Below are 24,012 nucleotides of genomic sequence, written 5' to 3' on the forward strand. Positions count from 1 at the left end.
TCCAACACAAACACCCCGGAGCCCTTTTGGGAAACCGAGACGTTCGATCTTTTCATCCTACCATATGAGCTATCGAAAAAAACGCCTTTCTTCCCCCGCTCAAGGCGCGCATGTTCATCGAAACACCCATGAGCAGCGTTTGCTCTCCATCCCTTCGCACGTTCACAGAAAAAAGACTGACGTAACAGCGCCAGCCTTCACTGCTGATCGGCAACCCGCAACGTTTCGAGCGCCATTTGCGCCGCATGCTGTTCAGCTTCCTTTTTCGAGCGGCCGACGCCGATGCCAAGCTCTTGGCCGTTTAACGCTACGCGGGCGACAAACTCCTTGTTGTGGGCCGGACCTTTTTCCTCCAAAATGGCGTATTCAAGCGTTCCGCTGCCGTCCCGCTGCACCAATTCCTGCAGCTGGCTTTTAAAATCCATCACATGAGAAAAAGCACCTTCATCAATTTTCGGAAACATCGTTTTCTCCAAAAAGCGGATGACCGCGTCCATTCCTTGATCCAAATACAAAGCGCCGATGAACGCCTCAAAGACGTCTGCCAAGAGCGCCGGACGCGTCCGCCCGCCGGTCAGCTCCTCGCCTTTGCCGAGCAAGACGAGCTCACCGAACGACAGGGCGTTGGCAAATTTCACAAGCGACGGCTCGCAGACGATGGCCGCCCTCAGCTTCGTCAATTGCCCCTCGCTCATATGCGGGAACTTTTGAAATAAATATTGAGAAACGGTCAGCTCCAGCACGGCATCGCCTAAAAACTCAAGCCGTTCATTGTCTTCGTGAAGCCGCCGCCGATGCTCATTCACATACGATGAATGGGTGAACGCTTGAATCAACAGCTTTTCGTTTCGAAAGGTGATGCCGATTTTTTTTTGCAGCTCTTGAAACTTCGCCCGCCTCTTTTCATGGATGCGCTCTTTATCTTTTTGTTTTGACATAAAAATGCCCTCCGACTTCGTTCCAGAACAAAATGGCCGTGTCTTCTTCTATTATATCCGTTCTCCGGTCCGCTACGCGAGCGGGAATCGTGCGCTTTTTTCCGCAAGACCCGCCGAGCATCCCTGAAAAAGCAGAGAAAGCCCCGTTCGAAGCAACGGGACTTTGCAAAAAAGCGGCATTACAGACGACTTTTTATGTAGTTCACAGCGTCTCCGACTGTGACGATTTTTTCCGCCTCTTCATCGGAAATTTCCATGTTGAATTCGTCTTCAAGTTCCATGACGAGTTCGACGATGTCGAGCGAGTCAGCGCCCAGGTCGTCCTTAAACGACGCCTCGAGCGTCACTTGCGATTCGTCAACCCCCAGCCGGTCAACGATGATTTTCGTTACACGTTCCAATACATCGGCCATTGCGTTCACCTCCCTTCATGATTATAGTCGATTGGCAGAAAAAATACTAGCGCTGTTTTTCTTACGGCATCACCATGCCGCCGTCAACATGAAGCGTCTGTCCGGTCATGTAGCTCGCGGCGTCGGAAGCGAGGAAAGCGACGACGCGGGCGACATCATCCGGCTCGCCAAAGCGGGCGAGCGGAATTTGCTTTAACATTTCCGCCTTCAGCTCCGGGCTGAGCGCTTCGGTCATATCGGTCGTAATGAATCCTGGTGCGACGGCGTTAACGGTGATGTTGCGGCTGGCGAGTTCGCGCGCCGCCGTCTTCGTCAGCCCGATGACGCCGGCCTTGGCGGCGACATAGTTCGCCTGCCCCGGATTGCCGATCACGCCGACGACCGAAGCAATGTTGACGATCCGCCCATAGCGCTGCTTCATCATCGGGCGCGTTGCCGCCTTCGTACAAAGAAATACCCCTTTTAAATTCGTGTTAATCACGGCATCCCATTCTTCTTCTTTCATCCGCATCAATAAATTGTCGCGTGTAATGCCGGCGTTGTTGACCAAAATATCGAGGCGGCCAAAATGGTCAATCGTCGTTTTCACCATGCGCTCAACATCTTCAGCGCGGGCGACGTCCGCCTGCACGGCGATCGCTTCGCGGCCGAGCGAGCGGATGGCCTCGACAACTTCATTCGCTTTCGCCTCGCTGCCGGCGTAATTGACGGCAACGTTCGCCCCTTGGCGGGCAAGCTCCAGAGCGACCGCCCGGCCAATGCCGCGCGATGCTCCGGTGACGAGCGCCATTTTTCCTTCAAGCATCGCTTTATTCCCCTTTCAGCGCCGCAACGGTCGCTTCGAAGGAAGCAAGATCGTTCACCGCATAAACGCGGGCGTTGCGGTCGATTTTTTTCACAAGGCCGGACAACACTTTTCCTGGACCGATTTCGACAAACATGTCGACGCCAAGCGAAAGAAGCGTGCGCACCGACTGCTCCCAACGCACCGGCGAGTACAGTTGTTCAATGAGAAGGCGGGCGATGTCCTCTTTTTTCGTCACCGGCTCAGCAGTCACATTGGCGACGACCGGAATGACGGCGTCACGAATCACCAAACTGTCAAGAACCGCTTTCAGTTTTTCTGCCGCCGGCTTCATGAGAGCGGAGTGGAACGGACCGCTCACCTCAAGCGGAATGACGCGTTTGGCGCCGCGTTCTTTCAAAAGCTGCGCCGCTTTTTCCACTCCGGCTTTCGAGCCGGAGATGACAATTTGCCCCGGGCAGTTGAAGTTGGCCGGCTCGACCGGATCGCCTTGGGCGGCGATTTCATTTGTCACTGCTTCAAGCGCATCAGCGTCCATCCCAAGCACCGCCGCCATCGTCCCTTCACCGGCCGGCACCGCTTCATCCATCAGCTCACCGCGGCGGCGCACCGCGTAGACGGCATCGGCAAACGACATGGCGCCGGCGGCGACAAGCGCCGTATATTCGCCCAAACTATGGCCAGCGACATAGTCCGCTTTCAGCCCAGCGCCGTCGACAAGCTGGAGCAAGGCGATGCTGGCGGTCAAGAGCGCCGGCTGGGCGTTATATGTCAACGTCAGCTCTTCTTGCGGTCCGTTGAACATGAGCTTGGAAAGCGCGAATCCAAGCCGCTCGTCAGCCTCCGCGATGACGGCGCGGGCGCGGGCGTCATGCTCGGCAGCGTCTTTCGCCATGCCGACCGTCTGCGATCCTTGGCCAGGAAATAAAAAGGCGATTTTCCCCATTTTTGATTCCTCCTTTACCGATTATGCCCGTTCCAGCTCCGCTCTGATCGTGCCGATGACATCATGAACCACCATCTCTCGCGCCTGGCGGATGGCGTGGAAGATGGCGTTCGCATCGGACGACCCGTGCGCTTTAATGACCGGAGCATTTAAGCCAAACAGCGCCGCGCCGCCATACTCCGAGTAGTCCATCATTTTTTTCAGCCCGGCGAGCTTTGGCTTGAGGACGGCGGCGGCCAGCTTCGCCGCGACGCCGCTTGTCAGCGTCTGCTTGAGCAAGGAAAAGAGCGCCAGCGCCGTCCCTTCAATCGTTTTTAACGCAACATTGCCGGCAAAGCCGTCGGCGACGACAACATCAGCCACTCCTTGCAGCAGATCGCGCGCTTCGACATTGCCGATGAAATGAAGGTTCGTTTCCTTGAGCAAGGCAAACGCCCGTTTCGTTGTTTCGTTTCCTTTTTGGTCTTCCGTTCCGACGTTCAGCAAGCCGATGCGCGGTTTTTCGACGCCGCGCACGTTCTTTGCGTACGCATGTCCCATCAAAGCGTATTGCTGCAAATGTTCCGGCTTTGCATCGACGTTGGCGCCGACATCCAGAAAGACAAAGCCGCGCCCATCCAACGTCGGCAGCGTCGGGGCGAGCGCCGGGCGGTCGATGCCGGCTGCCCGCCCGACGACAAACAGTCCGGCTGCCATGAGCGCCCCGGTATTGCCGGCGGAAATGCAGGCAGCGGCGCGCCCTTCTTTCACTTCTTCCGCCATGCGCACCATCGACGAGTTCTTTTTGCGCCGCACCGCCCGCACCGGCTCATCATCTGCTTCGATCACTTCGTCGGTGTGGATGATCGAAATGCGCTCTTCACCCGCCACATGCGGGCGAATTTTCGCTTCATCGCCAATCAGCGTAATCTCGATGTCAGGGAAATGGGCGGCGGCCATAAGCGCCCCGCGCACGATTTCGCCCGGGGCATGGTCTCCGCCCATGGCATCAACCGCGATATTCATTGCTGTCCCCATCCTTTTTCTCTATGTTTGAACGATACATTTCAAACGTACCAGAAAAGACGAGCTCCTGGCCGACGTAGCTGTTCACCTCGACGATTGTGCGCCCGTGCGCCGTTTTTCCGGTCACTTTCGCTTTGGCTACGACCCGCTCCCCTTCTTTCACTTGACGCACAAAACGAATGGTCGCTTTCGCTGTCAGCGCCAGTTCATCATGGATGACAGCGACGGCAAGCGAGTTGGCCTGAGCGAACAAATGATGGCCGCGGGCGATGCGGGTGCGCCGAAAGACGTGCTCCTCTTTCACATCGAAAATCGAAATGGCGCTCGCATCCGGCTCGATGTCAATAATGTCGCCGATTACTTCTTCAAGCGGCAACGCCCGCACTTTATCAGCGAACGACTGGCGGGCGACATTCTTGATGCGCTCACGCAGTTCGGGAATCGACAGCTCAAGCCGATCAAGGCGGATCGTCTGCACGCTGACCGAAAATTTTTCGGCGAGCTCTTCATCGGTGATAAACGGGTTTTCCCGGATCGTCTCCTGCAACAACCGTTGCCGTTCGCGTTTGCTTTTTCTCATCGATTCGTGACACCGTCCGAATTTTATGACTAGGTACTAAAAGTAATATATAATATCAAAAAACGAAATGCAAGCACAAAAAATGAACAGCGCCACAGGCTGTCGGCCGCTGTGGATCCGACGCCCCCCTCGCCAAACGGCTTTCTGCTCCATCCTCGAGGCCCACAAACGAAATAGTGGGACAGGCATCTCCTGCCTCCTCCGTCCGAGCAATGAAAATATAGGCTTCCACTGGCCAAAAAATCAATTACCATAAAAAACAGCGGGGCGCGAATGCGCCGGCCGCCTCCTCCCTGTCTATTAATCTAGCTTTTCCCCGTCGAGTAGGCCGGACGCTTCCAGCTCGGCGCGCAGCCCGGCGTACGCCTCATCGCGCCAAAACGCGGCCGAGGAAACGAGCTTGGCGGCATCGCGGCGGGCGACTTCCAAAATACGGTAATCATGCACTGGATCGCCGTAGCGGAATTCCGGGAGCCCGCTTTGTTTTGTACCGAAAAAATCGCCCGGACCGCGCAGCTCCAAATCTTTTTCGGCCAACACAAACCCATCGGCCGTTTCCGTCATGATGCGCATTCGTTCTTTGCCGACTTCCGATTTCGGGTCGGCGATCAAAATGCAGTACGACTGGGCGTCGCCGCGCCCGACCCGCCCGCGCAGCTGATGGAGCTGGGCGAGGCCAAACCGTTCGGCGTCGTAAATGACCATCACCGTCGCATTCGGTACATTCACGCCGACTTCAACGACCGTCGTCGAGACGAGCACATGGATGCGGTTTTCGCTGAACGCCCGCATGACGCGTTCTTTTTCGTCGGCCGACAGCCGGCCGTGCATCAAGCCGATCTCATATTTCCCGCGATAATAATGGACAAGCTGGCTATGGACATCGATGGCGTTTTGCACATCCAATTTGTCCGACTCCTCAATGAGCGGACAGATGACATACGCCTGATGACCACGGCGCAATTCCTTTTCGATAAAATCGAGCACGCGGGAGAACTGATGATGCTTCACCCAATACGTCTCGACTTTTTTTCGTCCGGCCGGCATTTCATCGAGCACCGATACGTCCATGTCGCCGAACGCTGTAATGGCGAGTGTGCGCGGAATCGGCGTCGCCGTCATCATCAATACATCCGGTGCATGCCCTTTCTCACGCAAAACGCGGCGCTGTTCGACGCCAAACCGGTGCTGCTCGTCCGTAATCACGAGGCCGAGCCTGTGAAACTGCACTCCTTCTTGAATCAAGGCGTGCGTGCCTACGACGATATCAATTGTTCCTTCTTCCAGTTCGGCAAGCACCGCTTTGCGCTGCTTTCCCTTCACTGAGCTTGTCAAGAGCGCAATCGTCACATCCGTATCGGCAAACAGCTCGGCGAGCGAGCGGGCGTGCTGTTCAGCCAGAATTTCCGTCGGCACCATCAGCGCTCCTTGAAATCCGGACAAAGCGGCGGCGTAAAGAGCGACAGCGGCAACGACCGTCTTGCCAGAACCGACGTCGCCTTGCAAAAGCCGGTTCATTTGCCGCGGCGAGCGCATGTCCGCCAAAATTTCGCCGATGACGCGGCGCTGGGCGTTCGTCAAGACAAACGGCAATCCGGAAAGAAAGGACGAAAGCCGCTCTTCAGAAAACGAATGAACGACGCCGCGCCGCTCATCGCGCATCAATCGACGGAGCGCCTGCATTTTCAGCTGGTACAACAAAAACTCCTCATAGATGAGCCGGCGCCGCGCCTGATGCAACTCTTCGCGCGTGCGCGGAAAATGAAGGGCGCGGAGCGCTTCTTGTTTGTCGACAAGGCGATAAGCGCGGCGCAAAGCGGGCGGCAGCAGGTCGGGGATGTGCTCGCCAAACTGTTCGAACGCCGCTTTCATCAACCGGCGCATCGTTTTCACCGTCAGCGGGCTGCGCACGGAGTAAACCGGCTCGATGCCGGTGGTCTCCGGAGCCGGTCCGAACCGAAGTTCGTAGGCGTTGATCGCTTGCCGATGCCGGTCCCATTTGCCGATCACCGTCACCGTCTCGTTCAGGGCGATTTTTTCCTTCAAATAGGGACGGTTGAAACAAACAACGGTGATCAAGTAGCGATCGGCCAGCATGCGGAAGGAAAGGCGCGATTTTTTCTTTCCGTAATACGTCAACAGCGGGGCGCTGTATACTTTTCCTTCCACTGTCACTTTTTCTTCATGGCGGACGACGGCCAAATCTTTTTGTTCGTAATCATCATAGCGGTACGGGGCGTACGCAAGCAGCTCACCGACCGTCGCGATGCCGATGTCGGCAAGCGCGGCCGCCGTCTCTTCACCGATGCCTTTGACCGCCGTCACCGGCTGCTGCATCGCTTCGTTCACTTCGATGCCGCAGAAGCGCCGAAAATGCGAGCCGCAATGGCGCGGCCAGTCGGCGTCGCGGCCAACCCCCCTTGCGCCGTTTCTTTGAGCGCCACCGGCATGGCTGCACCGATGCGATACATCGCTTCAATCACTTCATCGCACGGGATGCGGCTTTTAATGCCGGCTAGCGCCATATCCGCAGCGATCATGGCGTTCGCCGCCCCCATCGCGTTCCGCTTGACGCACGGCACTTCGACCAGGCCAGCAACCGGGTCGCATACTAATCCCAACATATTTTTTAGGGCGATGGCCATCGCTTCGGCCGCTTGAGCAGGCTTCCCACCGGCCAGCTCCACCAACGCCGCGGCCGCCATGCCGGCCGCCGACCCGACCTCGGCCTGACAGCCGCCGGCGGCGCCGGAAATCGAGGCGTTGTTCGCGACGACGTAGCCAAACGCCCCGGCTGTAAACAAAAACTCGATCATTTCCATCCTTGTCGGCCGCAGCTTCTCTTTCACGGCAAACAGCGTCCCCGGGACGACGCCGGCCGCCCCAGCCGTCGGCGTGGCGCAAATGACGCCCATCGCTGCGTTCACTTCGTTCGTCGCCATGGCTTTGCTGACGGCGTCCAAAATCGTCTCCCCAGACAAAAAACGGCCGCCCTCAATATAACGCTGCATCCGCACCGCATCTCCGCCCGTCAATCCGGAGCGGGACACAACCCCTTCGAGTCCCCTCTCGACGGCGCGCTCCATGACGGCTAGATGGTGATCCATTTGCGCGATCACCTCTTCCCGGCTTCGCCCGCTCACTTCCACTTCCTGACGAATCATCACTTCAGCGATTTTGATGCTGTCCTTTTCGGCCAACGCCACAAGTTCAGCCACATTGCGAAACATTTGATTCCCACCTGTCCTCTCTCCATCATGGCTTATCTTCTTCGATGCACATCAACATGAAACCGATTTCTTTTCAATCCGCAAGCTTCGCCACTTGAATGATGTTCGGCAGCTGCTCCAATTCCTGAATCAGATCATCGGTCAACGGCTGGTCAACTTCGATCGCCATGAGCGCCTCTTTCCCTTTCTCCTTGCGCGACACTTCCATATGGCCGATGTTGATTTTCTGTTTTGCCAACACCGAAGCCACCGCTCCAATCGTCCCGTACCGGTCGTTATGCATAATGAGCAGCGCCGGATGATGGCCGGACAGCTTCAAGGCAAACCCATTCAATTCGACGATTTCGATTTTTCCGCCGCCGATCGAAATGCCGACGAGCTCAAGCTCGCCTTCATCATCGCCAATCCGCAGGCGCGCCGTATTCGGATGATGCGGAATCGCCTCCTCAGCGGAAAACGACACATCCACACCTTCCGCTTGGGCGATCTCGAGCGCATTCGGAAGACGTTCATCGAACGTGTCAAACCCAAGCAACCCAGCGGCAATGGCAACGTCAGTGCCATGCCCCCGATACGTTTCGGCAAATGAGCCGTAAAACGAAATGCGCGCCCACGTCGGCTTTCGACCAAACAACTTGCGCGCGACTAAACCGATGCGCACCGCCCCGGCCGTATGTGAACTTGACGGCCCGACCATCACCGGGCCAATGATATCAAAGACGCTTTTGTATTTCATCTCCCCTATTCCTCCACAAAACAGAAAAATAAGAAAAATAGAAGGGAATGCTCCCTTCTATTATTCTAACATATTATTCGACGGAAATGATAAATGGATACAGCGGCTGCTTTCCGTTATGCACTTCCACTTCGACCCCGTCATGTTTCGTTTCCAAATAGGCAACGACTGTTTCCACATCGATCTCCGTTGCGTCTTCGCCGTACAAAATGGTCACGATTTCGCTTTCTTCATCAATGAGCGCATCAAGCAGCCGCTTCGTTACGGTGAGTTTGTCTTTGTCAGCGGCAATAATGCGGTCATCCCATAACCCCATGTAATCGCCCTTTTGAATCTCGATGCCGTCAATCGTCGTATCGCGCACGGAAAATGTCACTTGCCCCGTTTTCACTCGCGACAGCGCCGCCGTCATCGCCCGCTCATTTTGCTCGGCCGATTGCGCCGGATTGAACGCCAAGAGCGCCGCCAGACCTTGCGGAACCGTTTTCGACGGGATGACGATCACCCGCTGTTCGGAAAGCTCCGCCGCTTGTTTTGCCGCCATTACAATGTTTTTGTTGTTTGGCAGCACAAACACCGTTTCCGCGTTGGCGAGGCGGATGGCGTCAGCGATTTCTTCCGTGCTCGGGTTCATCGTTTGCCCACCTTCAATGATGGCGTGGGCACCGATGCTCCGAAACAGTTCAGCCACGCCAGCGCCCATGGCGACGGCGACGATGCCGTACGGCTTTGCTTCCTCTTTGGCAACACCAGTCAGCGTTTTGGCCTCCTTGCCGACGATGTTGGCATGTTGTTCGCGCATGTTTTCAATTTTAATATTGATCAAGCTGCCGTAGCGTTGACCGTATGTCAGCACCTCACCCGGCGTTTCCGAATGGATGTGCACCTTAACAAGCTCGTCATCCGCGACAACAAGCAGCGAGTCGCCGAACTGGCTTAACTCGCGGCGGAACGTTTCTTCGGAAAACGGGTGCTCGGCCAGCTTTTCCGGCTCAAAACGGACCATGAACTCCGTGCAGTAGCCAAACTCGATCTCATCGGTATGAATATGACTTTGCGCGCTTTGATGGTGCACCATTTTCACTAAATCGTCCATCCGCGCCTCAGCGCGTGCGGCGCTCACGATTTCTCCTTTCAGAGCAGCAAGAAACCCTTCATAGATGTATACGAGCCCTTGACCGCCGCTGTCGACGACACCGACTTCCTTTAAGATCGGGAGCAATTCGGGTGTGCGCTTAAGCGCCGCTTTCGCCTCGGCGAGCGCCGCTTCCATCACGGCGATCACGTCGCGTTCTTTTTTTGCCGCCTCCACCGCCTTGCGCGCCGCTTCTTTGGCAACGGTGAGGATCGTCCCCTCAACCGGCTTCATCACCGCCTTATAGGCTGTGTCCACCCCCGCCTGCAAAGCGGCGGCGAATTCGAAGCTGTTCACCGCTTGTTTGCCTTCGACTGCCTTGGCAAATCCGCGGAACAGCTGCGACAAAATGACGCCGGAATTGCCGCGCGCCCCCATCAACAGCCCTTTCGCCAGCGCCGCGGCGACGTTGCCGATATGGTCGGAGGCATTCGCCTTCACTTCTTTCGCCCCGGACGTCATCGACAAGTTCATGTTCGTTCCTGTATCGCCATCTGGAACCGGAAAGACGTTCAGCGCATCGACCGTCTTGGCGTTGTTCGCCAAATGTGCGGCCCCTTGCTGCACCATATCGGCAAATCGTCTTCCGTCAAGCGTCCTCATTGTCACCGGCTAACTCCTCCTTACTACGGGTTTGACACCCGAACCCCTTGAACGTAAATATTGATCGACTGAACCGCCAGCCCGAGCGTCTGATCGAGCGTGTACTTCACTTTCGACTGCACGTTATGGGCGACTTCGGAAATTTTCGTTCCGTAGCTGACGATGATGTACATATCGATATGTACCTCGCCGTTTTCTTCGCGGACAATAACCCCTTTGGAAAAATTCTCCCGGCGCAAAATTTCCGACAGCCCATCGCGAATTTGGTTTTTCGACGCCATTCCGACAATGCCGTAACAATCGACGGCTGCTCCCCCCGCGATCATCGCAATGACTTCATTGGCGACTTCGATGTGCCCGTATTTCGTTTGCCATTCAATCGACATGCTCGTTCCCCCTTTGCGTATCTCGCACAGCTACCCCTATTGTACTATAACGCTTTCTGTTTTCAAAGCGCTTCCCGTCCGCCCACTAGTATTATTTAGCCGAAAACTGAAATAGATGTCAAGGACAGTTTCTTGAAAGAAAACCGCACGTCTATTGCAATCCCTACGGTTGTATGGTAAATTATAATAGTGTTTTTAGAGGGATGTGAAAGCAAGGAGGGAAAAACGATGGCGAAGTGCTTCATTACCGGCAAGAAGAAATCGTTCGGCAACTCGCGTTCGCATGCCATGAACGCCAGCCGCCGCACATGGAAAGCCAACTTGCAAAAAGTGCGCATTTTAGTTGACGGCAAACCGAAACGCGTCTGGGTTTCGGCGCGCGCGCTGAAATCTGGAAAAGTAAAACGCGTCTAACGGCCTAACGAAAAGAAGCCGCCCAAAAGGTTGCAACCCTCCTTTTGTTCGGCGGCAACAAAAAAGCACCAAAAATGGTGCTTTTTTCTTATCCTTTTTTAAATGCGTTCAACACCGCCCGCACGATTCCGCCTAAAAATCTCGGCAGCTTGATCGTATAAAACTTCATCCCGATTCCCTCCTCACACCGATCATCACGAGCTTCCCGCCATTTCCTTATCCATTATATTCCGTCATAAGCCAAGCGCGACTACGGGCAGCCGGCAAAATCGCTGCTCCTTATCATCATTAATATGCCTTCTGAAAACGAAAAAGTACCGGAAGATTGGATAAGTTCGTTACTAATACATAATGTCGAACCGCGAGAAATATGACAGTTTGTTAACGGATATTTAAATCCCATCAGCGTAAGTTCTGCCACCGTTTCGGAAATCGGGATGTATGACACATAGCGGTATCGATCGTCTCGCGCGACCGTATGCACGCCGGGCAGATGGACGGTGAGCACGTTTTGCCGGTCGATCAGTTCAATGGGCCGCCCGGCGTACTTTAACAGCAGCTCAACGTTGCCAAACAAATGGTCAAGCCGCCCGCCAGTCGCCCCAAACAGACGGATGGCCCCATCTGTCTGCCTAACCGCCCAGTCAAGGGCGATCTCCATATCCGTTTTGTCTTTTTCCGCCGGCCAAATGTCAAGCTCCGGCAGCATCTCCCTTAGCCGCTTGACCTCCTCAGCCGGCAAGGAATCAAAATCGCCAAACGCCCGCACCGGGCGGAGTCCGAAATCCAGCAGCGCTTTCGTGCCGCGGTCGACGCCGACCCACTGCACATCGCTCCCATCATACGAGCGCAAATCGGGAAGAAGGTGGGGCGGACCGCCGCCGACAATATGAATCAACACATGCGTTTCCCCCTTTCGGCAAGGGCCGAGGCAGCCATCTTCCGTTCTTTTCTTTGCTCTCATCACCCTGCGGCTCAATAAGATGGCAAAAGCGGCGCTGCCTTTTGGCTAGTTGGCGCACGCTTTGCGAAGCGTGCGAATAGCGGCGGCTCGATCCCGTTCATTGTAGATGGCCGAGCCGGCGACAAGCACGTTCGCTCCGGCTTCCACGCAAAGCCGCGCCGTTTCCGCATTGATGCCGCCGTCGACCTCAATATCGACCTCTTTGTTTTGTTCACTGGCCATCCGGGCGACCTCACGGATTTTTGGCACGACCGCCGGAATGAACGCCTGTCCGCCAAACCCTGGATTGACCGTCATCAACAAGACGAGATCGACATCACCGATCACATGGCGGATCATCTCGACCGGTGTATGCGGATTGAGCACCACCCCGGCTTTGACGCCTTGTTCTTTGATAAAATGAATCGTCCGATGCAAATGCACGCACGCCTCAACATGGACGGAAATCACATCCGCGCCCGCTTTCGCAAACGCCGGAATGTATCGGTCCGGGTCGGCGATCATCAAATGGACGTCAAGCGGCAGCTTCGTCACCGGTCGAATGGCGGCCACGACCGGCGGACCGAACGTCAAATTCGGCACGAAATGCCCGTCCATGATATCGACATGAATCCAATCCGCCCCGCCTTCCTCGACCGAACGAATTTCCTCAGCCAGGCGGGCGAAATCGGCTGATAAAATCGATGGCGCAATTCGAATCATGTTCAATACCTCGGCTTTCGTTCTTTCATTTCGGCAACAAAACTAACGTAGTGGTCATAGCGGTACGATGGAATCTCCCCGGCCTCGACCGCCTCACGCACAGCGCATTTCGGCTCGGCGATATGAAGGCAGCCGCGGAACTTGCACCCTTCCCCGTACGTTCGGAATTCAGGAAAATAATGCGGCAATTCATCAAGCTCGATCTGGTCAAACTCAAGCGCGCTGAACCCTGGGGTGTCGGCGACAAGTCCACCGGCGACCTCAAGCAGTTCGACATGGCGGGTCGTATGCTTGCCGCGCCCTAAATGGGTGGAAATGTCGCCCGTTTTCAACCGCAAATCCGGACGGAGCGCGTTTAATAAGGACGATTTGCCGACGCCGGACTGCCCGGCGACGACGGAGACGCGGCCGCGAAGGCGCAACGCCAGTTCATCGAGGCCGCCCTTGGTCACTGCTGACGTTTCAATCACGTCGTAGCCGATGCGCCGGTAATCATGCACGTAGCGGGCGATCTCTTCTTTCGATTCGCCATCCAACAAATCGATTTTGCTGATGACAATGATCGGCGCGATGCGTTTCGATTCAACCAAGACAAGAAAGCGGTCGAGCAGCTTGGCGCTGAAGTCCGGGCTTACAGCCGAAAAGACTAAAATCGCCTGTTCGACGTTGGCAATCGGCGGCCGCACAAGCTCATTTTGCCGCTCGCCAATCTCCAAAATATAGCCTTCCGTTTCGCTCGTCGCCTGAAAAACGACGCGGTCGCCGACGAGCGGCGTCACTTTTTTCTTGCGGAACACACCGCGCCCGCGGCATTGGAACACGCGACCTTCGGACAAGACGTAATAAAATCCGCTTAATGCTTTAATGATTTGTCCTTCCGCCATAGCCTCACCCCTTTTTTTTCGTTATTTTCTGGGTACGGGATCGATCCTTCCTCTTTGACGACATTGTTGACAATGACGCGGTAATAAGCGGTCTCCCCATATGGAATTTCAAACTCGACCATCTCGGTCGCTGGCGCCGTCAGCCGGTATGTTTTGTATGGCGTTGACATATTGTGGTTGGCATCTTGGATGTAAAGCTGGGCTTCAACCATTTGCCCCGGCATCGCCGGTTCATACGGGATCATAATCTCTTTCACTACCGTTTTGGACGGCTTCGGCTCCGGCCCGCGGGAAATGACGACCGTGATGGTTTCCCCTTTTTTTACCTGCTCGTTCGCCGCTGGAGTTTGCGAAATGACAAGCCCTTCTGGCACCTCGTCCGAATACTCGTACTTCACGTCAATGCGCAGCCCTTGATCCGCACCATAGTCGCGCACGCTTTTTTCCGTATAGCCAGTCAAATCTTTAACGGTGACCTTCTCCGGCCCGAGGCTGACGGTGAACATCACTTCCGTTTCATCAGGCACGACTTCATCACCGGCGTACGGGTATTGATCCAAAATCGTCCCTTCCGGCTTGTCGCTGTAGCGGCCGCTGCGTGTGATGCGGGTAAATCCTTCGGCGCGCAGCTCCTCCTCCGCCGCAGCAATATCATCGCCAATGAAGCTTGGAAATTCGATTTTCTTTTTTCCAATGCTTTTATAAATGATGACGCCGGCCCCTTTCTTCACCGTCATGCCGGCTTCCGGATCGGTGCGCACGACTTTTCCTTCTTCGATTTGATCATCTTCCACATCAATCGTATCTTTGATTTCCAAACCGAGCGACGACAGCTGTTCAACAGCGTCATCATAGTTTTTGTTGACCACGTTCGGCATCGTCACTTCTTTTGGAAAAATGAGGCCCGGAATCCATGTGACCGCGCTGACGCCGGCAGCTCCAATGAACAGCAAGGCAGCCACAAGCCAGGCGATCCATGCCCGTTTCCGCTTTGGTTTCGGTTCGCCCGTCGTATGAACCGGTTCGCTCGTTTTTTCCTCGTACACAAGCGTCTCTTGCTCCAACGCCGCGCTTTCCGCATGTTTGATCATCGGAATGGCTTTCGTCGCTTCCTCATCGTCATCGGGTATGGTAAATTTCGGCTCGTTGCGCCGCCTTGGATCCAGCGCTGTCCGAATGTCCTCGTTCATTTCGCGCGCGGATTGGTAGCGGTAAAACGGGTCTTTCGCCGTCGCTTTTAAAATAATGTTTTCCACACTTTGCGGGATGTCCGGATTCCACGCCTTCGGCGACGGCGTTTCCGCCTGCAAGTGCTTCAACACGATCGAAACGGCTGATTCGCCGGAAAACGGCAGCCGACCGGTGACGAGTTCAAACATGACAATGCCGAGTGAATAAATGTCCGATTTTTCAGTAGCGATGCCCCCGCGCGCCTGCTCCGGCGACAAATAATGAACCGAACCGAGCACCGAGTTGGTCTGCGTGATCGTCGTGCCGCTCATCGCCACAGCGATGCCGAAGTCGGTCACTTTCACATTGCCGTGCTCATCAAGCAAAATGTTTTGCGGTTTAATGTCGCGATGGATGATGCCGTTCTCATGGGCATGGGCGATCGCTGATGTCAGCTGGTCCATGATGCCAAGCGCCCGTTCGACCGGAAGCGGAGCGTGCTGCTGGATGTATTGCTTCAGCGTCGCGCCGCGCACATATTCCATGACGATGTAATAGACGCCTTCCTCTTCGCCGACGTCATAAATGGAGACGATATGTTCATGGTTTAAGCTCGTCGCCGCTTGCGCCTCGCGGCGGAACCGTTTGATGAACTGATCATCATTGGCAAAATCAAGGCGGAGCACTTTGACAGCAACATCGCGCTCCAAAATCATATCGCGGGCCAAATACACGTTGGCCATGCCGCCGCCGCCGATGAGGCTGATGATTTTATAGCGGTCATTCAATCGCTTTCCAATGAGCACGCCGATCACCCACCTTCACGTTCCGCTGAAACATCGATGACCGCCAGCGAAATGTTGTCTTCTCCGCCCCGCCCGTTGGCGAGCTGGATAAGCGCCTCCGCCTTCTCTTCCAGCGTGCCGGCACCCGTCAAAATATGTATCATGTCCGCTTCCGGCACTTTATTGGACAACCCGTCCGAACATAACAACAACATGTCGCCCTCGTCGAGCGCCACTGTTTTCACGTCGATTTTCACCGCCGGTTCCGTGCCGAGCGCCCGCAGCAGCACGTTTTTGCGCGGATGATGCTCAGCCGCTTCTTTCGAAAGCTGCCCGCTTTTGACGAGCTCATTGACCAACGAATGGTCGTCGGTCAGCTGCTGAATTCCGCTTTTGTTGAGCACGTAGCAGCGGCTGTCGCCGATATGGGCAACCGTCGCAAACGAATTAGCGCAAACGGCGGCGACGACCGTCGTCCCCATTCCTTGACATTCCGGGTGGGAAAGGGCATGGCGAAACAGTTGTTCGTTCGCCGACGCAATTTGCGTCTTGAGCCATTGCTCCGCCTCAGCCGGTGAAGCAAGGCCACTCTCTTTCTCCCATCGCTCCTGCAAATACGCCACCGCCATGGAACTGGCCACATCACCGGCGCGATGGCCGCCCATCCCGTCAGCGACAACCGCTAAATATTGGCCGCTTTGATTGACAAATACGCCGCCGCTGTCTTCGTTATGTTCGCGAATTTGGCCGATGTCAGTTCGGAAAACGGCTCGCATCCGATTCACCTCGTCTCCTCTTTTCGCTCCTTCGCGCGAAGCTGTCCGCAGGCGGCATCGATGTCGTGTCCATGTTCGCGGCGAATGGTGACATTGATTCCATGTTTTTTCAACGCCCGTTCAAAGGCGAAAATTTGGCTGCGCGGCGTGCGCACATAGTTGCGCTCCGGCACGTAGTTAACCGGAATCAAATTCACATGGCATTTCAGCCCTTTAATCAGCTCGGCCAACTGCTCGGCGTGCTCAAGCTGGTCGTTCACCCCGCCGAACAATCCGTATTCAAACGTCACGCGCCGGCCGGTTTTTTCAATGTAATACCGAACCGCCTCCATGAGCTTCGGCAGCGGGTACGCTTTATTGATCGGCATGAGTTTCGTCCGCAGCTCATTCGTCGGTGCATGCAACGAAATGGCGAAGTTGATTTGCATTCCTTCATCGGCAAACTGGTAAATTTTTGGGATGATGCCGCTGGTGGAAACGGTGATATGGCGGGCGCCAATGTTCAACCCTTTTGGGTGATTGACGATGCGCAAAAACTTGATGAGCGCATCGTAGTTGTCGAACGGCTCGCCGATGCCCATGACGACGATGCTGCTGACGCGTTCATTCGTGTCATCGAGCGCCTTTTGCACTTGCACGACTTGGGCGACGATCTCGCCCGCCTCTAAATGACGCTTCAGTCCGCCGAGCGTCGAAGCGCAAAACGTGCAGCCGATGCGGCAGCCGACTTGCGTCGTGACGCACACCGAATTGCCGTAGTGATGACGCATGAGCACCGTCTCAATCGAATAGCCGTCATGGAGCTCAAACAAAAATTTGATCGTTCCGTCTTTAGACGTTTGTTTGACCACGGTTTTCAACGTCGTGATCGAAAACGATGACGCTAGCTGTTCGCGCAGCCGCTTCGGCAAATTCGTCATGTCGGCAAAATCGGTGACGCGGTTTTGATACAGCCACTCGTAAATTTGTGTGGCCCGAAACGGCTTTTCGCCTTGAGCGACAAGCCATTCCTTCAATTCGTCTAGCGTGAGCGAATAAATCGATGGCAACGGAGGCTGCGTTTCGCCGACAGAGCGGCGGGCAGCCGGACGAACCATTTCCATGCTTTTACACCCTCTTTCGCAGTCGGGCGATAAAAAACCCGTCAGAGTCAAAATGATGCGGCAAAAGCTGCAACATGCCGCCTTTCACATGCGGCCGCACCGGTTTCGGCATCCGCTCGGCAAGGCTGGCGTCGAGGAAAAAGTCCGGATGATCCGCTAAAAAGCGGGCGATGGCTTCTTCATTTTCCTCGCGCTCCACCGTGCATGTGCTGTAGACAAGCGTACCGCCTTTTTTCAAAAGCGGGGCGGCCGCCCGCAAAATGGCTTGCTGAATCTCGACAAGCGCGGCGATGGCGTCTTTCCCTTTCGTATATTTGATCTCCGGTTTGCGGCGAATGACGCCGAATCCAGTGCACGGCGCATCGACCAAAACGCGGTCAAACGATTCCGGGGCAAACCGCTCGCCGAGCCGGCGGCTGTCAAGGGCGAGCGTCGCAACGTTGTCAAGCCCGAGCCGCTTGGCCTGCTGTTCGATCAGCATTACCTTATGTTCGTGGATATCAACAGCAACGACCTCGCCGCGCCCGTCCATCCGCTCGGCGATATGGGTCGTTTTCCCGCCCGGCGCCGCGCAGCAGTCAAGCACCCGCTCGCCGGGGGCTGGGTCAAGCGCTCGAGCGACAAGCATTGAGCTTTCATCTTGAATCGTCAGCCAACCGGCGCGAAACGTCTCCGTATGAGCCAAATTCCCTTTTTCCGCCCGGATGGCCTCCGGAGCGACATGGCCAGGGATTGCCTGCATCCCTTCAGCGCGCAGCCGCTCAAGCGCTTCTTCGACAGTCGCACGCAGCCGGTTGACGCGGGCCGTTGATTGCGGCGGGCGCAAATTCGTCTCGCACATGCGCGCCGCTTCTTCATAACCATATTGCTGGATCCAGCGCCGAACGAGCCACTCGGGATGGCTGGTGGCAAGGGCGAGCCGCTTGCCCGCGTCATCAACCGCCTCGATCGACGGCAGCCCCTCGCGGCCGATGGCCCGCAATACGCCGTTGACAAGTGAAGCAATGCCGCGATGGCCGCGCCGTTTGGCGATTTCAACCGCTTCAAAGACGGCGGCGCGGTCGGGAACACGATCCAAATACACCATTTGATACAGCGTCAACCGAAGAAGCACGCGCACCCACGGCTCAAGCCGGCGCGCCTTGCGCAAAAACGGCGCCAAATAATAATCGAGCGTGTCGCGCCGTTGCACCGTGCCGTAGACAATCTCGGTCAACAGCGCCGCATCGCGCCCGTCAAGGCGTCCTTTTTGAATGGCTTCGTTTAATTGCAAATGACTGTACGCTCCTTTTTGTTCAATGGCTAACAGCGTATCTAAAGCAAGTTCACGTACGTTCATGATCCTCTCCTAGCTTCATGCCGACCGCCAGCCGGCTGCCGGCGCCGCGCAAAAATTCGCCCGCCGCCATCCGTTTTTTTCCGGCCGGCTGCAATTCGGTGATGCGAATGGCTGTCTCATTGCCGGTGGCCACGACAATGCCGTTTTCCTCGAGCGCCAAAATCGTGCCCGGCGGCGCCGAACGGGGCGCCGGCACTTTTTCACCCCACCAAACCTTCCAAATGTGCCCATCCTGCGTTGTATACGTGACCGGCCACGGATGGAAGGCGCGAATATGGTTGTAAATGGCTTCGCCGGGCTGCGTCCAATCGATCCGCTCCTGCTCGCGGCGAATGTTCGGCGCATACGTCGCTTTCTCCTCATCTTGCGGAACGGGCGTAATGTTTCCTTCCAATAAAAGTGGAAGCGTTTCTGATAGTAGTTTAGCCCCGGCGGCGCTCAATTTATCATGGAGCGTGCCGACCGTATCCGTTTCAGCAATCGGCACTTCGACTTGCGCTAACATGTCGCCGGCGTCCAACCGCTCCACCATATACATGATCGTGACGCCCGTTTTCGTTTTCCCTTGCCAAATGGCGTAATGGATCGGCGCCCCGCCGCGCAGCTCGGGCAGAAGCGAGGCATGGACATTGATGCAGCCGTATTTTGGTGCATCAAGCAGCGCTTTCGGCAAAATTTGCCCGAACGCCGCCGTGACAATCAAATCGGGCGCAAACGCCAGCACTTGTTCGTATTGCTCCGGCTCGCGAATTTTTGTCGGCTGCAGCACCGGGATGCCGCGGCGCTCCGCTTCCACTTTCACCGGGGGCGGAACGGGCTCGCGCTTCCGCCCTTTTGGCTTATCCGGCTGGGTGACGACCGCTGCAACGCGGTAGCCGTCATGAAGAAGCTGGCGCAAAATCGGCACGGCAAAGTCAGGTGTTCCCATAAACACAATGTTCGTCATTGGCATCTATCCTTCCAATTCTATCCTTCCAATTCTTCAAGATCGCAATACCGAATCACTTTCGAAGTAAACAACACACCGTGCAAATGGTCGATTTCATGTTGCAGGGCGCGCGCCAAAAAACCGGTCGCGGAAAGCGTAAACGGGCGGCCGCGCCGGTTTTGCGCCCGCACTTTCACAAACTTCGCGCGCGGCACTTCGCCAAACAAGCCGGGAAAGCTCAAACAGCCTTCAACATCCACTTGTTCGCCGCGCGCCTCGATCACGACCGGGTTGATGAGCTCGATCCGACCGTGTTCATCACCGACATCGATGACGGCGATCTGTTCGGCGACGCCGATTTGCGGGGCAGCTAGGCCCACCCCGTCAGCGGCAAGCATCGTTTCATACATATCGTCAAGCAGCCGCCCGAGCCGACGGTCAAACGCCGTCACCGGCGCGCACGGCTGCTCCAAAATCGGGTCAGGATAAGTGACAATCGGCAAAACAGACAACGTCATTCCCCCAAGTTCACATCATCATGTATGGGTTTGTATCAATGGTGACCATCACTCCGCCATGGGCGGCATCGGCTTGGTAGCGGTCGATGACCGCCTTGAGCGCCGCGGTCAAATTCGGCTCCCGTTTGTATTTTATCATGCATTGGTAACGATATCTATCGTGAAGACGGGCGATTGGCGAGGCAACGGGGCCGAGAACGACCGCTTCGTGCGACAAATGCTTGCGCAAATAGGCGGCGATTTTCTCCGCCGCTTTGGCCGCAGCCGGCGCCTCTTCGTGGGCGGCGGTAATGAGCGTCAAATAATAGTACGGAGGATAGCCGTGCGCTTTGCGCAGCGCCATCTCCCGCTGGTAAAAGGCGCGGTAGTCGTGGCGGGCGGCCAGTTCAATGCTGTAGTGCTCAGGCGTATACGTCTGAATGATCACTTCGCCGGGCAGCTCGTGCCGTCCGGCGCGCCCGCTCACTTGCGTCAACAGCTGGAACGTTTTTTCCGCGGCGCGAAAATCGGGCAAATGAAGCATCGTGTCGGCCGCCAGCACACCAACAAGCGTGACGTCCGGAAAATCAAGCCCTTTGGCGATCATTTGCGTGCCGAGCAAAATATCGGCTTCCTTGGCGGCAAAACGGGAAAGCAGCTCTTCATGCGCCCCTTTGCGGCCGGTCGTATCGACATCCATGCGGATGACGCGCGCTTTCGGCAGCAACTTCGCCAGTTCTTCTTCCACTTTTTGCGTGCCGATCCCGAAAAAGCGGATATGTTCGCTTCCGCACGACGGACAGCGAGGGGCAAGCGGCTCTTCATGCCCGCAATAGTGGCATTTCATCCGTTCCCCGGCGCGGTGGTACGTGAGCGAAATGTCGCAGTGCGGACAGCGGATGACATAGCCGCAGCTGCGGCACATGACAAACGTCGAATAACCGCGTCGATTCAACAGCAACACTGCCTGCTCGCCGCGCTCAAGCCGGCGGCGCAATTCGTCAAGCAATCGGCGTGAAAACATCGAACGGTTGCCGCTTCGCAGCTCCTCGCGCATATCGACGACATGAACGTCCGGCAGGCCGCGGTCGCTGATGCGCTCCGGCAGCTCGAGCAGCTCGTACACCCCTTTGGCGGCGCGGGCGAACGTCTCAAGCGAGGGGGTGGCGCTGCCAAGCACGACCGGGCAGCTGTGGCGGCGAGCGCGGTAAATGGCGACATCGCGCGCATGATAGCGCGGCATTTCTTCTTGCTTGTAGCTCGTCTCATGCTCCTCATCGATGATGATCATTCCCAAGTTTTCAAACGGGGCAAACACCGCCGATCGCGCCCCGACGACAAGCTGCACTTCTTTCCGGTGAATTTTCCGCCATTCGTCATATTTTTCGCCGACCGACAGCCCGCTGTGAAGCACCGCTACTTTCGAGCCGAACCGGCTTTTGAAGCGCTCGACCATTTGCGGCGTCAGCGAAATTTCCGGCACGAGAACGATCGCTTCCTTTCCTTGGCGCAACGCTTCATCAATCGCCTGCATATACACTTCCGTCTTCCCGCTACCGGTGACGCCATACAGCAAAAACGTGCGATGCTCCCCGGCGCGCACCGAAGCGGCGATCTTCGCCAACGCCGCCTCTTGCGCCCGGGTGAGCGCCGGCGGCTCACTCGGCTGAAACGTGCGATGCTCGTACGGGTCGCGGTACACCTCGACATCGTTCAGCACCACAAATCCTTTGTCGACGAGCGCTTTCAGCGGCGCTGAGGAGACGCCAAGCACCGCTTGCAGTTCGGCAACCGGCGCCGCTTCCCCTTTTTCAAGCAAAAATGAAAGCACCTCTTTTTGCCTTGCCGGCAGCGACCCGAGCTCCTGTTTCGCCTGTTCCGATGGAATGGCAAGAGCGGCGTGCTTCACCGTTTTCTTGCCCGCTTTTTCTTTCACCTTGTAGACCGCCTCGAGCACGCCCTGCTGCACCGCTTTTTGCGCCGCCCGCCATAAACCGGCCGCCTCAACCTCTTTCCAAGGGGCTTCCGTCCGCCCGGCAAACAGCGGCTTTACCTCATCCGGCAACCTCCCTCTCTTCTCTTCATCCGTCAAGCGGAGCGTTTTTTCATATTTCGCCCGCATCGCCGCCGGCAGCATCGCCTGGTACGCCGAAATGGCAAAACAAAGCGTCGTTTCCGTTAAATAGCGGCCAAGATCAAGCAGCTCTTCGTTTAACACCGGCACGACATCAATCACATGCTCAATCGGTTTCAGTTGTTTGATATCGGAATGGTCTTTCACATCAACGACAAACCCTTGCAAACGCCGCGCCCCAAACGGCACCGTCACCCGCATGCCCGGCTGGATGACGCCTTGCCAGCGCTCCGGAATCCAATAATCGAACGGGCGGTCCGTCTGCCGGGACGGGACATCGACAATCACGGATGCTACTTTCATCGAATCGCCTCGATATACGCGTGAATTTCTTTTAAAATTTCCTCGGCCGCCTCGCGTTTCGTCATGAGTGGCAGCGGCCGAACGACGCCGTCGCGGCGGAAGATGGTGACGATGTTCGTATCGCCGGCAAACCCTGCCCCTTCTTCGGTGACATTGTTGGCGACGACCATATCAAGCCGCTTTTCTTCAAGTTTTTTTAACGCATACTGCTCGAGGTTGTCCGTCTCAGCGGCAAATCCAACCAAAATCTGTCCCGTTTTCCGCTCGCCAAGCGCTTTCAAGATGTCCACCGTCCGCTCCATCTCGACGACATAACCGCCCGGCTGCTTTTTAATTTTGGAAGCCGCGACATATTTCGGCCGATAATCGGCGACCGCCGCCGCCTTGATCACGATGTCCGTTTCCGCAAACCGAGACAAAACCGCTTCATACATCTCTTCCGCCGATTCAACCGCCACCGTCTCGACGCCATCGGGTGAAGAAAGCGCCGTCGGTCCGGAGACAAGCGTCACCGAAGCGCCGAAGCGGGCCGCCGCTCCGGCGATGGCGTAGCCCATTTTGCCGCTCGAATAGTTGGAGAAATAGCGGACTGGATCAAGCCTCTCCCGCGTCGGCCCAGCGGTGACAAGCACACGCTTCCCGCGAAACAGCGGCGGATCACCGACAAAAAAGCGCTCGATATGGGCGATGATTTTCTCCGGCTCCTCGAGCCGCCCTTTGCCGATGTAGCCGCACGCCAAATAGCCTTCCGACGGCTCGATGAACCGGTAGCCGAACTCACAGAGCCGCTCAATGTTCGCCTGGACGGCCGGATGCTCGTACATATGAACGTTCATCGCCGGAGCAATCCAGACGGGCGCTTTCGTCGCCAAAATCGTCGTCGTCACCATATTGTCGGCGATGCCGGCGGCCAGCTTCGCCATCGTATTGGCCGTCGCCGGTGCGACCAAAACGAGATCAGCCCAGTCCGCCAAATCGATATGGGCGATGACGGCCGGGTTGTTTTCGGCAAACGTATCGACATACACTTCCTGGCGCGACAATGCTTGAAACGTAAGCGGTGTAATGAACTGGCACGCCCCTTCTGTCATGATCACTTTTACTTCAGCGCCGCGCTGGACGAGCTGGCTGGTGAGCGCCGCCGCCTTGTACGCCGCCACCCCCCCGGTCACACAAAGCAAAATATGTTTTCCCTTGATCATGTTGGCCACCCCCCGACATTGAAAAAAATAACAA

General features: G+C 56.3%; 24 protein-coding genes. 1 reads left to right on the top strand and 23 read right to left on the bottom strand.

Going from position 1 to position 24,012, the window contains the following annotated elements; translation table 11 throughout:
- Positions 1 to 197: 197 nt before the first annotated feature.
- The 11 genes from rnc to GC56T3_RS12335 all read right to left on the bottom strand — a co-directional run bounded on the left by rnc (position 198) and on the right by GC56T3_RS12335 (position 10,777).
- Positions 198 to 938: a ribonuclease III gene (gene rnc, locus GC56T3_RS12285; protein WP_013145777.1), complete on the bottom strand. Its 741-nt coding sequence runs from the start codon at positions 936 to 938 to the stop codon at positions 198 to 200.
- Positions 939 to 1,117: 179 nt separating this feature from the next.
- A complete protein-coding gene (locus GC56T3_RS12290) occupies positions 1,118 to 1,351 on the bottom strand; it encodes an acyl carrier protein (protein ID WP_011230691.1) in 234 nt (77 codons plus the stop codon).
- Between the two features lie 61 nt (positions 1,352 to 1,412).
- On the bottom strand, positions 1,413 to 2,156 hold the full coding sequence (fabG, locus tag GC56T3_RS12295; RefSeq protein WP_013145778.1) for a 3-oxoacyl-[acyl-carrier-protein] reductase: 744 nt from the start codon (positions 2,154 to 2,156) through the stop codon (positions 1,413 to 1,415).
- A 4-nt stretch (positions 2,157 to 2,160) separates the two neighbouring features.
- The gene (fabD, locus tag GC56T3_RS12300; RefSeq protein ID WP_013145779.1) at positions 2,161 to 3,102 is read right to left on the bottom strand and encodes an ACP S-malonyltransferase; all 942 of its coding nucleotides are present in this window, start codon (positions 3,100 to 3,102) and stop codon (positions 2,161 to 2,163) included.
- A 21-nt stretch (positions 3,103 to 3,123) separates the two neighbouring features.
- On the bottom strand, positions 3,124 to 4,107 hold the full coding sequence (plsX, locus tag GC56T3_RS12305) for a phosphate acyltransferase PlsX (protein WP_013145780.1): 984 nt from the start codon (positions 4,105 to 4,107) through the stop codon (positions 3,124 to 3,126).
- Entirely contained in the window at positions 4,091 to 4,687 is a 597-nt protein-coding gene (gene fapR, locus GC56T3_RS12310) for a transcription factor FapR (protein ID WP_011230687.1), read from the bottom strand. The genes plsX and fapR overlap by 17 nt, the downstream gene beginning before the upstream one ends.
- A 300-nt stretch (positions 4,688 to 4,987) precedes the next feature.
- Positions 4,988 to 7,036, bottom strand: a complete 2,049-nt coding sequence (gene recG / locus GC56T3_RS12315) for an ATP-dependent DNA helicase RecG (protein WP_013145782.1) — start codon at positions 7,034 to 7,036, stop codon at positions 4,988 to 4,990.
- Positions 7,033 to 7,917, bottom strand: coding sequence for an L-serine ammonia-lyase, iron-sulfur-dependent, subunit alpha (gene sdaAA / locus GC56T3_RS12320; protein WP_013145783.1), 885 nt, complete (start codon positions 7,915 to 7,917; stop codon positions 7,033 to 7,035). The genes recG and sdaAA overlap by 4 nt, the downstream gene beginning before the upstream one ends.
- A gap of 73 nt (positions 7,918 to 7,990) precedes the next feature.
- Positions 7,991 to 8,653, bottom strand: coding sequence for an L-serine ammonia-lyase, iron-sulfur-dependent subunit beta (sdaAB, locus tag GC56T3_RS12325; protein WP_013145784.1), 663 nt, complete (start codon positions 8,651 to 8,653; stop codon positions 7,991 to 7,993).
- 73 nt (positions 8,654 to 8,726) lie between these two features.
- Positions 8,727 to 10,397 carry a DAK2 domain-containing protein gene (locus GC56T3_RS12330; RefSeq protein WP_013145785.1) on the bottom strand — a complete coding sequence of 557 codons (1,671 nt, stop codon included), beginning with the start codon at positions 10,395 to 10,397 and terminating at the stop codon, positions 8,727 to 8,729.
- A 17-nt stretch (positions 10,398 to 10,414) separates the two neighbouring features.
- A complete protein-coding gene (locus tag GC56T3_RS12335) occupies positions 10,415 to 10,777 on the bottom strand; it encodes an Asp23/Gls24 family envelope stress response protein (protein ID WP_013145786.1) in 363 nt (120 codons plus the stop codon).
- Between the two features lie 228 nt (positions 10,778 to 11,005).
- Between GC56T3_RS12335 and rpmB the strand changes: the two genes are divergently transcribed.
- Positions 11,006 to 11,191 (top strand): 50S ribosomal protein L28, encoded by a 186-nt coding sequence (gene rpmB / locus GC56T3_RS12340; RefSeq protein WP_011230681.1) that lies wholly within the window; start codon positions 11,006 to 11,008, stop codon positions 11,189 to 11,191.
- Between the two features lie 88 nt (positions 11,192 to 11,279).
- On the opposite strand, the gene spoVM is transcribed toward rpmB, so the two are convergent.
- From spoVM to coaBC, 12 genes are all read right to left on the bottom strand, one after another.
- Positions 11,280 to 11,360: a stage V sporulation protein SpoVM gene (gene spoVM / locus GC56T3_RS12345; RefSeq protein WP_011230680.1), complete on the bottom strand. Its 81-nt coding sequence runs from the start codon at positions 11,358 to 11,360 to the stop codon at positions 11,280 to 11,282.
- Between the two features lie 81 nt (positions 11,361 to 11,441).
- On the bottom strand, positions 11,442 to 12,092 hold the full coding sequence (locus GC56T3_RS12350) for a thiamine diphosphokinase (protein ID WP_013145787.1): 651 nt from the start codon (positions 12,090 to 12,092) through the stop codon (positions 11,442 to 11,444).
- Positions 12,093 to 12,200: 108 nt separating this feature from the next.
- A complete protein-coding gene (rpe, locus tag GC56T3_RS12355; protein WP_013145788.1) occupies positions 12,201 to 12,857 on the bottom strand; it encodes a ribulose-phosphate 3-epimerase in 657 nt (218 codons plus the stop codon).
- 2 nt (positions 12,858 to 12,859) lie between these two features.
- On the bottom strand, positions 12,860 to 13,741 hold the full coding sequence (gene rsgA / locus GC56T3_RS12360; RefSeq protein WP_013145789.1) for a ribosome small subunit-dependent GTPase A: 882 nt from the start codon (positions 13,739 to 13,741) through the stop codon (positions 12,860 to 12,862).
- Entirely contained in the window at positions 13,711 to 15,717 is a 2,007-nt protein-coding gene (gene pknB, locus GC56T3_RS12365) for a Stk1 family PASTA domain-containing Ser/Thr kinase (protein WP_013145790.1), read from the bottom strand. The genes rsgA and pknB overlap by 31 nt, the downstream gene beginning before the upstream one ends.
- 5 nt (positions 15,718 to 15,722) lie before the next feature.
- Positions 15,723 to 16,472, bottom strand: coding sequence for a Stp1/IreP family PP2C-type Ser/Thr phosphatase (locus GC56T3_RS12370; protein ID WP_013145791.1), 750 nt, complete (start codon positions 16,470 to 16,472; stop codon positions 15,723 to 15,725).
- A 5-nt stretch (positions 16,473 to 16,477) separates the two neighbouring features.
- Positions 16,478 to 17,575 (bottom strand): 23S rRNA (adenine(2503)-C(2))-methyltransferase RlmN, encoded by a 1,098-nt coding sequence (gene rlmN, locus GC56T3_RS12375; protein WP_013145792.1) that lies wholly within the window; start codon positions 17,573 to 17,575, stop codon positions 16,478 to 16,480.
- Between the two features lie 4 nt (positions 17,576 to 17,579).
- Positions 17,580 to 18,914 (bottom strand): 16S rRNA (cytosine(967)-C(5))-methyltransferase RsmB, encoded by a 1,335-nt coding sequence (gene rsmB, locus GC56T3_RS12380; protein WP_013145793.1) that lies wholly within the window; start codon positions 18,912 to 18,914, stop codon positions 17,580 to 17,582.
- The gene (gene fmt / locus GC56T3_RS12385) at positions 18,901 to 19,860 is read right to left on the bottom strand and encodes a methionyl-tRNA formyltransferase (protein WP_013145794.1); all 960 of its coding nucleotides are present in this window, start codon (positions 19,858 to 19,860) and stop codon (positions 18,901 to 18,903) included. Before fmt ends, rsmB begins: the two co-directional genes overlap by 14 nt.
- Positions 19,861 to 19,880: 20 nt before the next feature.
- On the bottom strand, positions 19,881 to 20,354 hold the full coding sequence (gene def, locus GC56T3_RS12390; protein ID WP_013145795.1) for a peptide deformylase: 474 nt from the start codon (positions 20,352 to 20,354) through the stop codon (positions 19,881 to 19,883).
- 16 nt (positions 20,355 to 20,370) lie between these two features.
- Complete coding sequence (gene priA, locus GC56T3_RS12395) at positions 20,371 to 22,776, bottom strand: primosomal protein N' (protein ID WP_013145796.1); 2,406 nt, start codon at positions 22,774 to 22,776, stop codon at positions 20,371 to 20,373.
- Positions 22,773 to 23,978: a bifunctional phosphopantothenoylcysteine decarboxylase/phosphopantothenate--cysteine ligase CoaBC gene (coaBC, locus tag GC56T3_RS12400; RefSeq protein WP_013145797.1), complete on the bottom strand. Its 1,206-nt coding sequence runs from the start codon at positions 23,976 to 23,978 to the stop codon at positions 22,773 to 22,775. Before coaBC ends, priA begins: the two co-directional genes overlap by 4 nt.
- Positions 23,979 to 24,012: the final 34 nt, after the last annotated feature.

Origin of the sequence: Geobacillus sp. C56-T3 (genome assembly GCF_000092445.1) — a bacterium.
In the GTDB taxonomy this organism is placed as follows: Bacteria; Bacillota; Bacilli; order Bacillales; family Anoxybacillaceae; genus Geobacillus; species Geobacillus thermoleovorans.

Excerpts from the sequence above, each read along its gene's own strand:
- rnc (WP_013145777.1), bottom strand. The coding sequence starts at position 938 with ATGTCAAAACAAAAAGATAAAGAGCGCATCCATGAAAAGAGGCGGGCG.
- GC56T3_RS12290 (WP_011230691.1), bottom strand. The coding sequence starts at position 1,351 with ATGGCCGATGTATTGGAACGTGTAACGAAAATCATCGTTGACCGGCTG.
- fabG (WP_013145778.1), bottom strand. The coding sequence starts at position 2,156 with ATGCTTGAAGGAAAAATGGCGCTCGTCACCGGAGCATCGCGCGGCATT.
- fabD (WP_013145779.1), bottom strand. The coding sequence starts at position 3,102 with ATGGGGAAAATCGCCTTTTTATTTCCTGGCCAAGGATCGCAGACGGTC.
- plsX (WP_013145780.1), bottom strand. The coding sequence starts at position 4,107 with ATGAATATCGCGGTTGATGCCATGGGCGGAGACCATGCCCCGGGCGAA.
- fapR (WP_011230687.1), bottom strand. The coding sequence starts at position 4,687 with ATGAGAAAAAGCAAACGCGAACGGCAACGGTTGTTGCAGGAGACGATC.
- sdaAA (WP_013145783.1), bottom strand. The coding sequence starts at position 7,917 with ATGTTTCGCAATGTGGCTGAACTTGTGGCGTTGGCCGAAAAGGACAGC.
- sdaAB (WP_013145784.1), bottom strand. The coding sequence starts at position 8,653 with ATGAAATACAAAAGCGTCTTTGATATCATTGGCCCGGTGATGGTCGGG.
- GC56T3_RS12335 (WP_013145786.1), bottom strand. The coding sequence starts at position 10,777 with ATGTCGATTGAATGGCAAACGAAATACGGGCACATCGAAGTCGCCAAT.
- rpmB (WP_011230681.1), top strand. The coding sequence starts at position 11,006 with ATGGCGAAGTGCTTCATTACCGGCAAGAAGAAATCGTTCGGCAACTCG.
- spoVM (WP_011230680.1), bottom strand. The coding sequence starts at position 11,360 with ATGAAGTTTTATACGATCAAGCTGCCGAGATTTTTAGGCGGAATCGTG.
- rpe (WP_013145788.1), bottom strand. The coding sequence starts at position 12,857 with ATGATTCGAATTGCGCCATCGATTTTATCAGCCGATTTCGCCCGCCTG.
- rsgA (WP_013145789.1), bottom strand. The coding sequence starts at position 13,741 with ATGGCGGAAGGACAAATCATTAAAGCATTAAGCGGATTTTATTACGTC.
- GC56T3_RS12370 (WP_013145791.1), bottom strand. The coding sequence starts at position 16,472 with ATGCGAGCCGTTTTCCGAACTGACATCGGCCAAATTCGCGAACATAAC.
- rlmN (WP_013145792.1), bottom strand. The coding sequence starts at position 17,575 with ATGGAAATGGTTCGTCCGGCTGCCCGCCGCTCTGTCGGCGAAACGCAG.
- rsmB (WP_013145793.1), bottom strand. The coding sequence starts at position 18,914 with ATGAACGTACGTGAACTTGCTTTAGATACGCTGTTAGCCATTGAACAA.
- fmt (WP_013145794.1), bottom strand. The coding sequence starts at position 19,860 with ATGACGAACATTGTGTTTATGGGAACACCTGACTTTGCCGTGCCGATT.
- priA (WP_013145796.1), bottom strand. The coding sequence starts at position 22,776 with ATGAAAGTAGCATCCGTGATTGTCGATGTCCCGTCCCGGCAGACGGAC.
- coaBC (WP_013145797.1), bottom strand. The coding sequence starts at position 23,978 with ATGATCAAGGGAAAACATATTTTGCTTTGTGTGACCGGGGGGGTGGCG.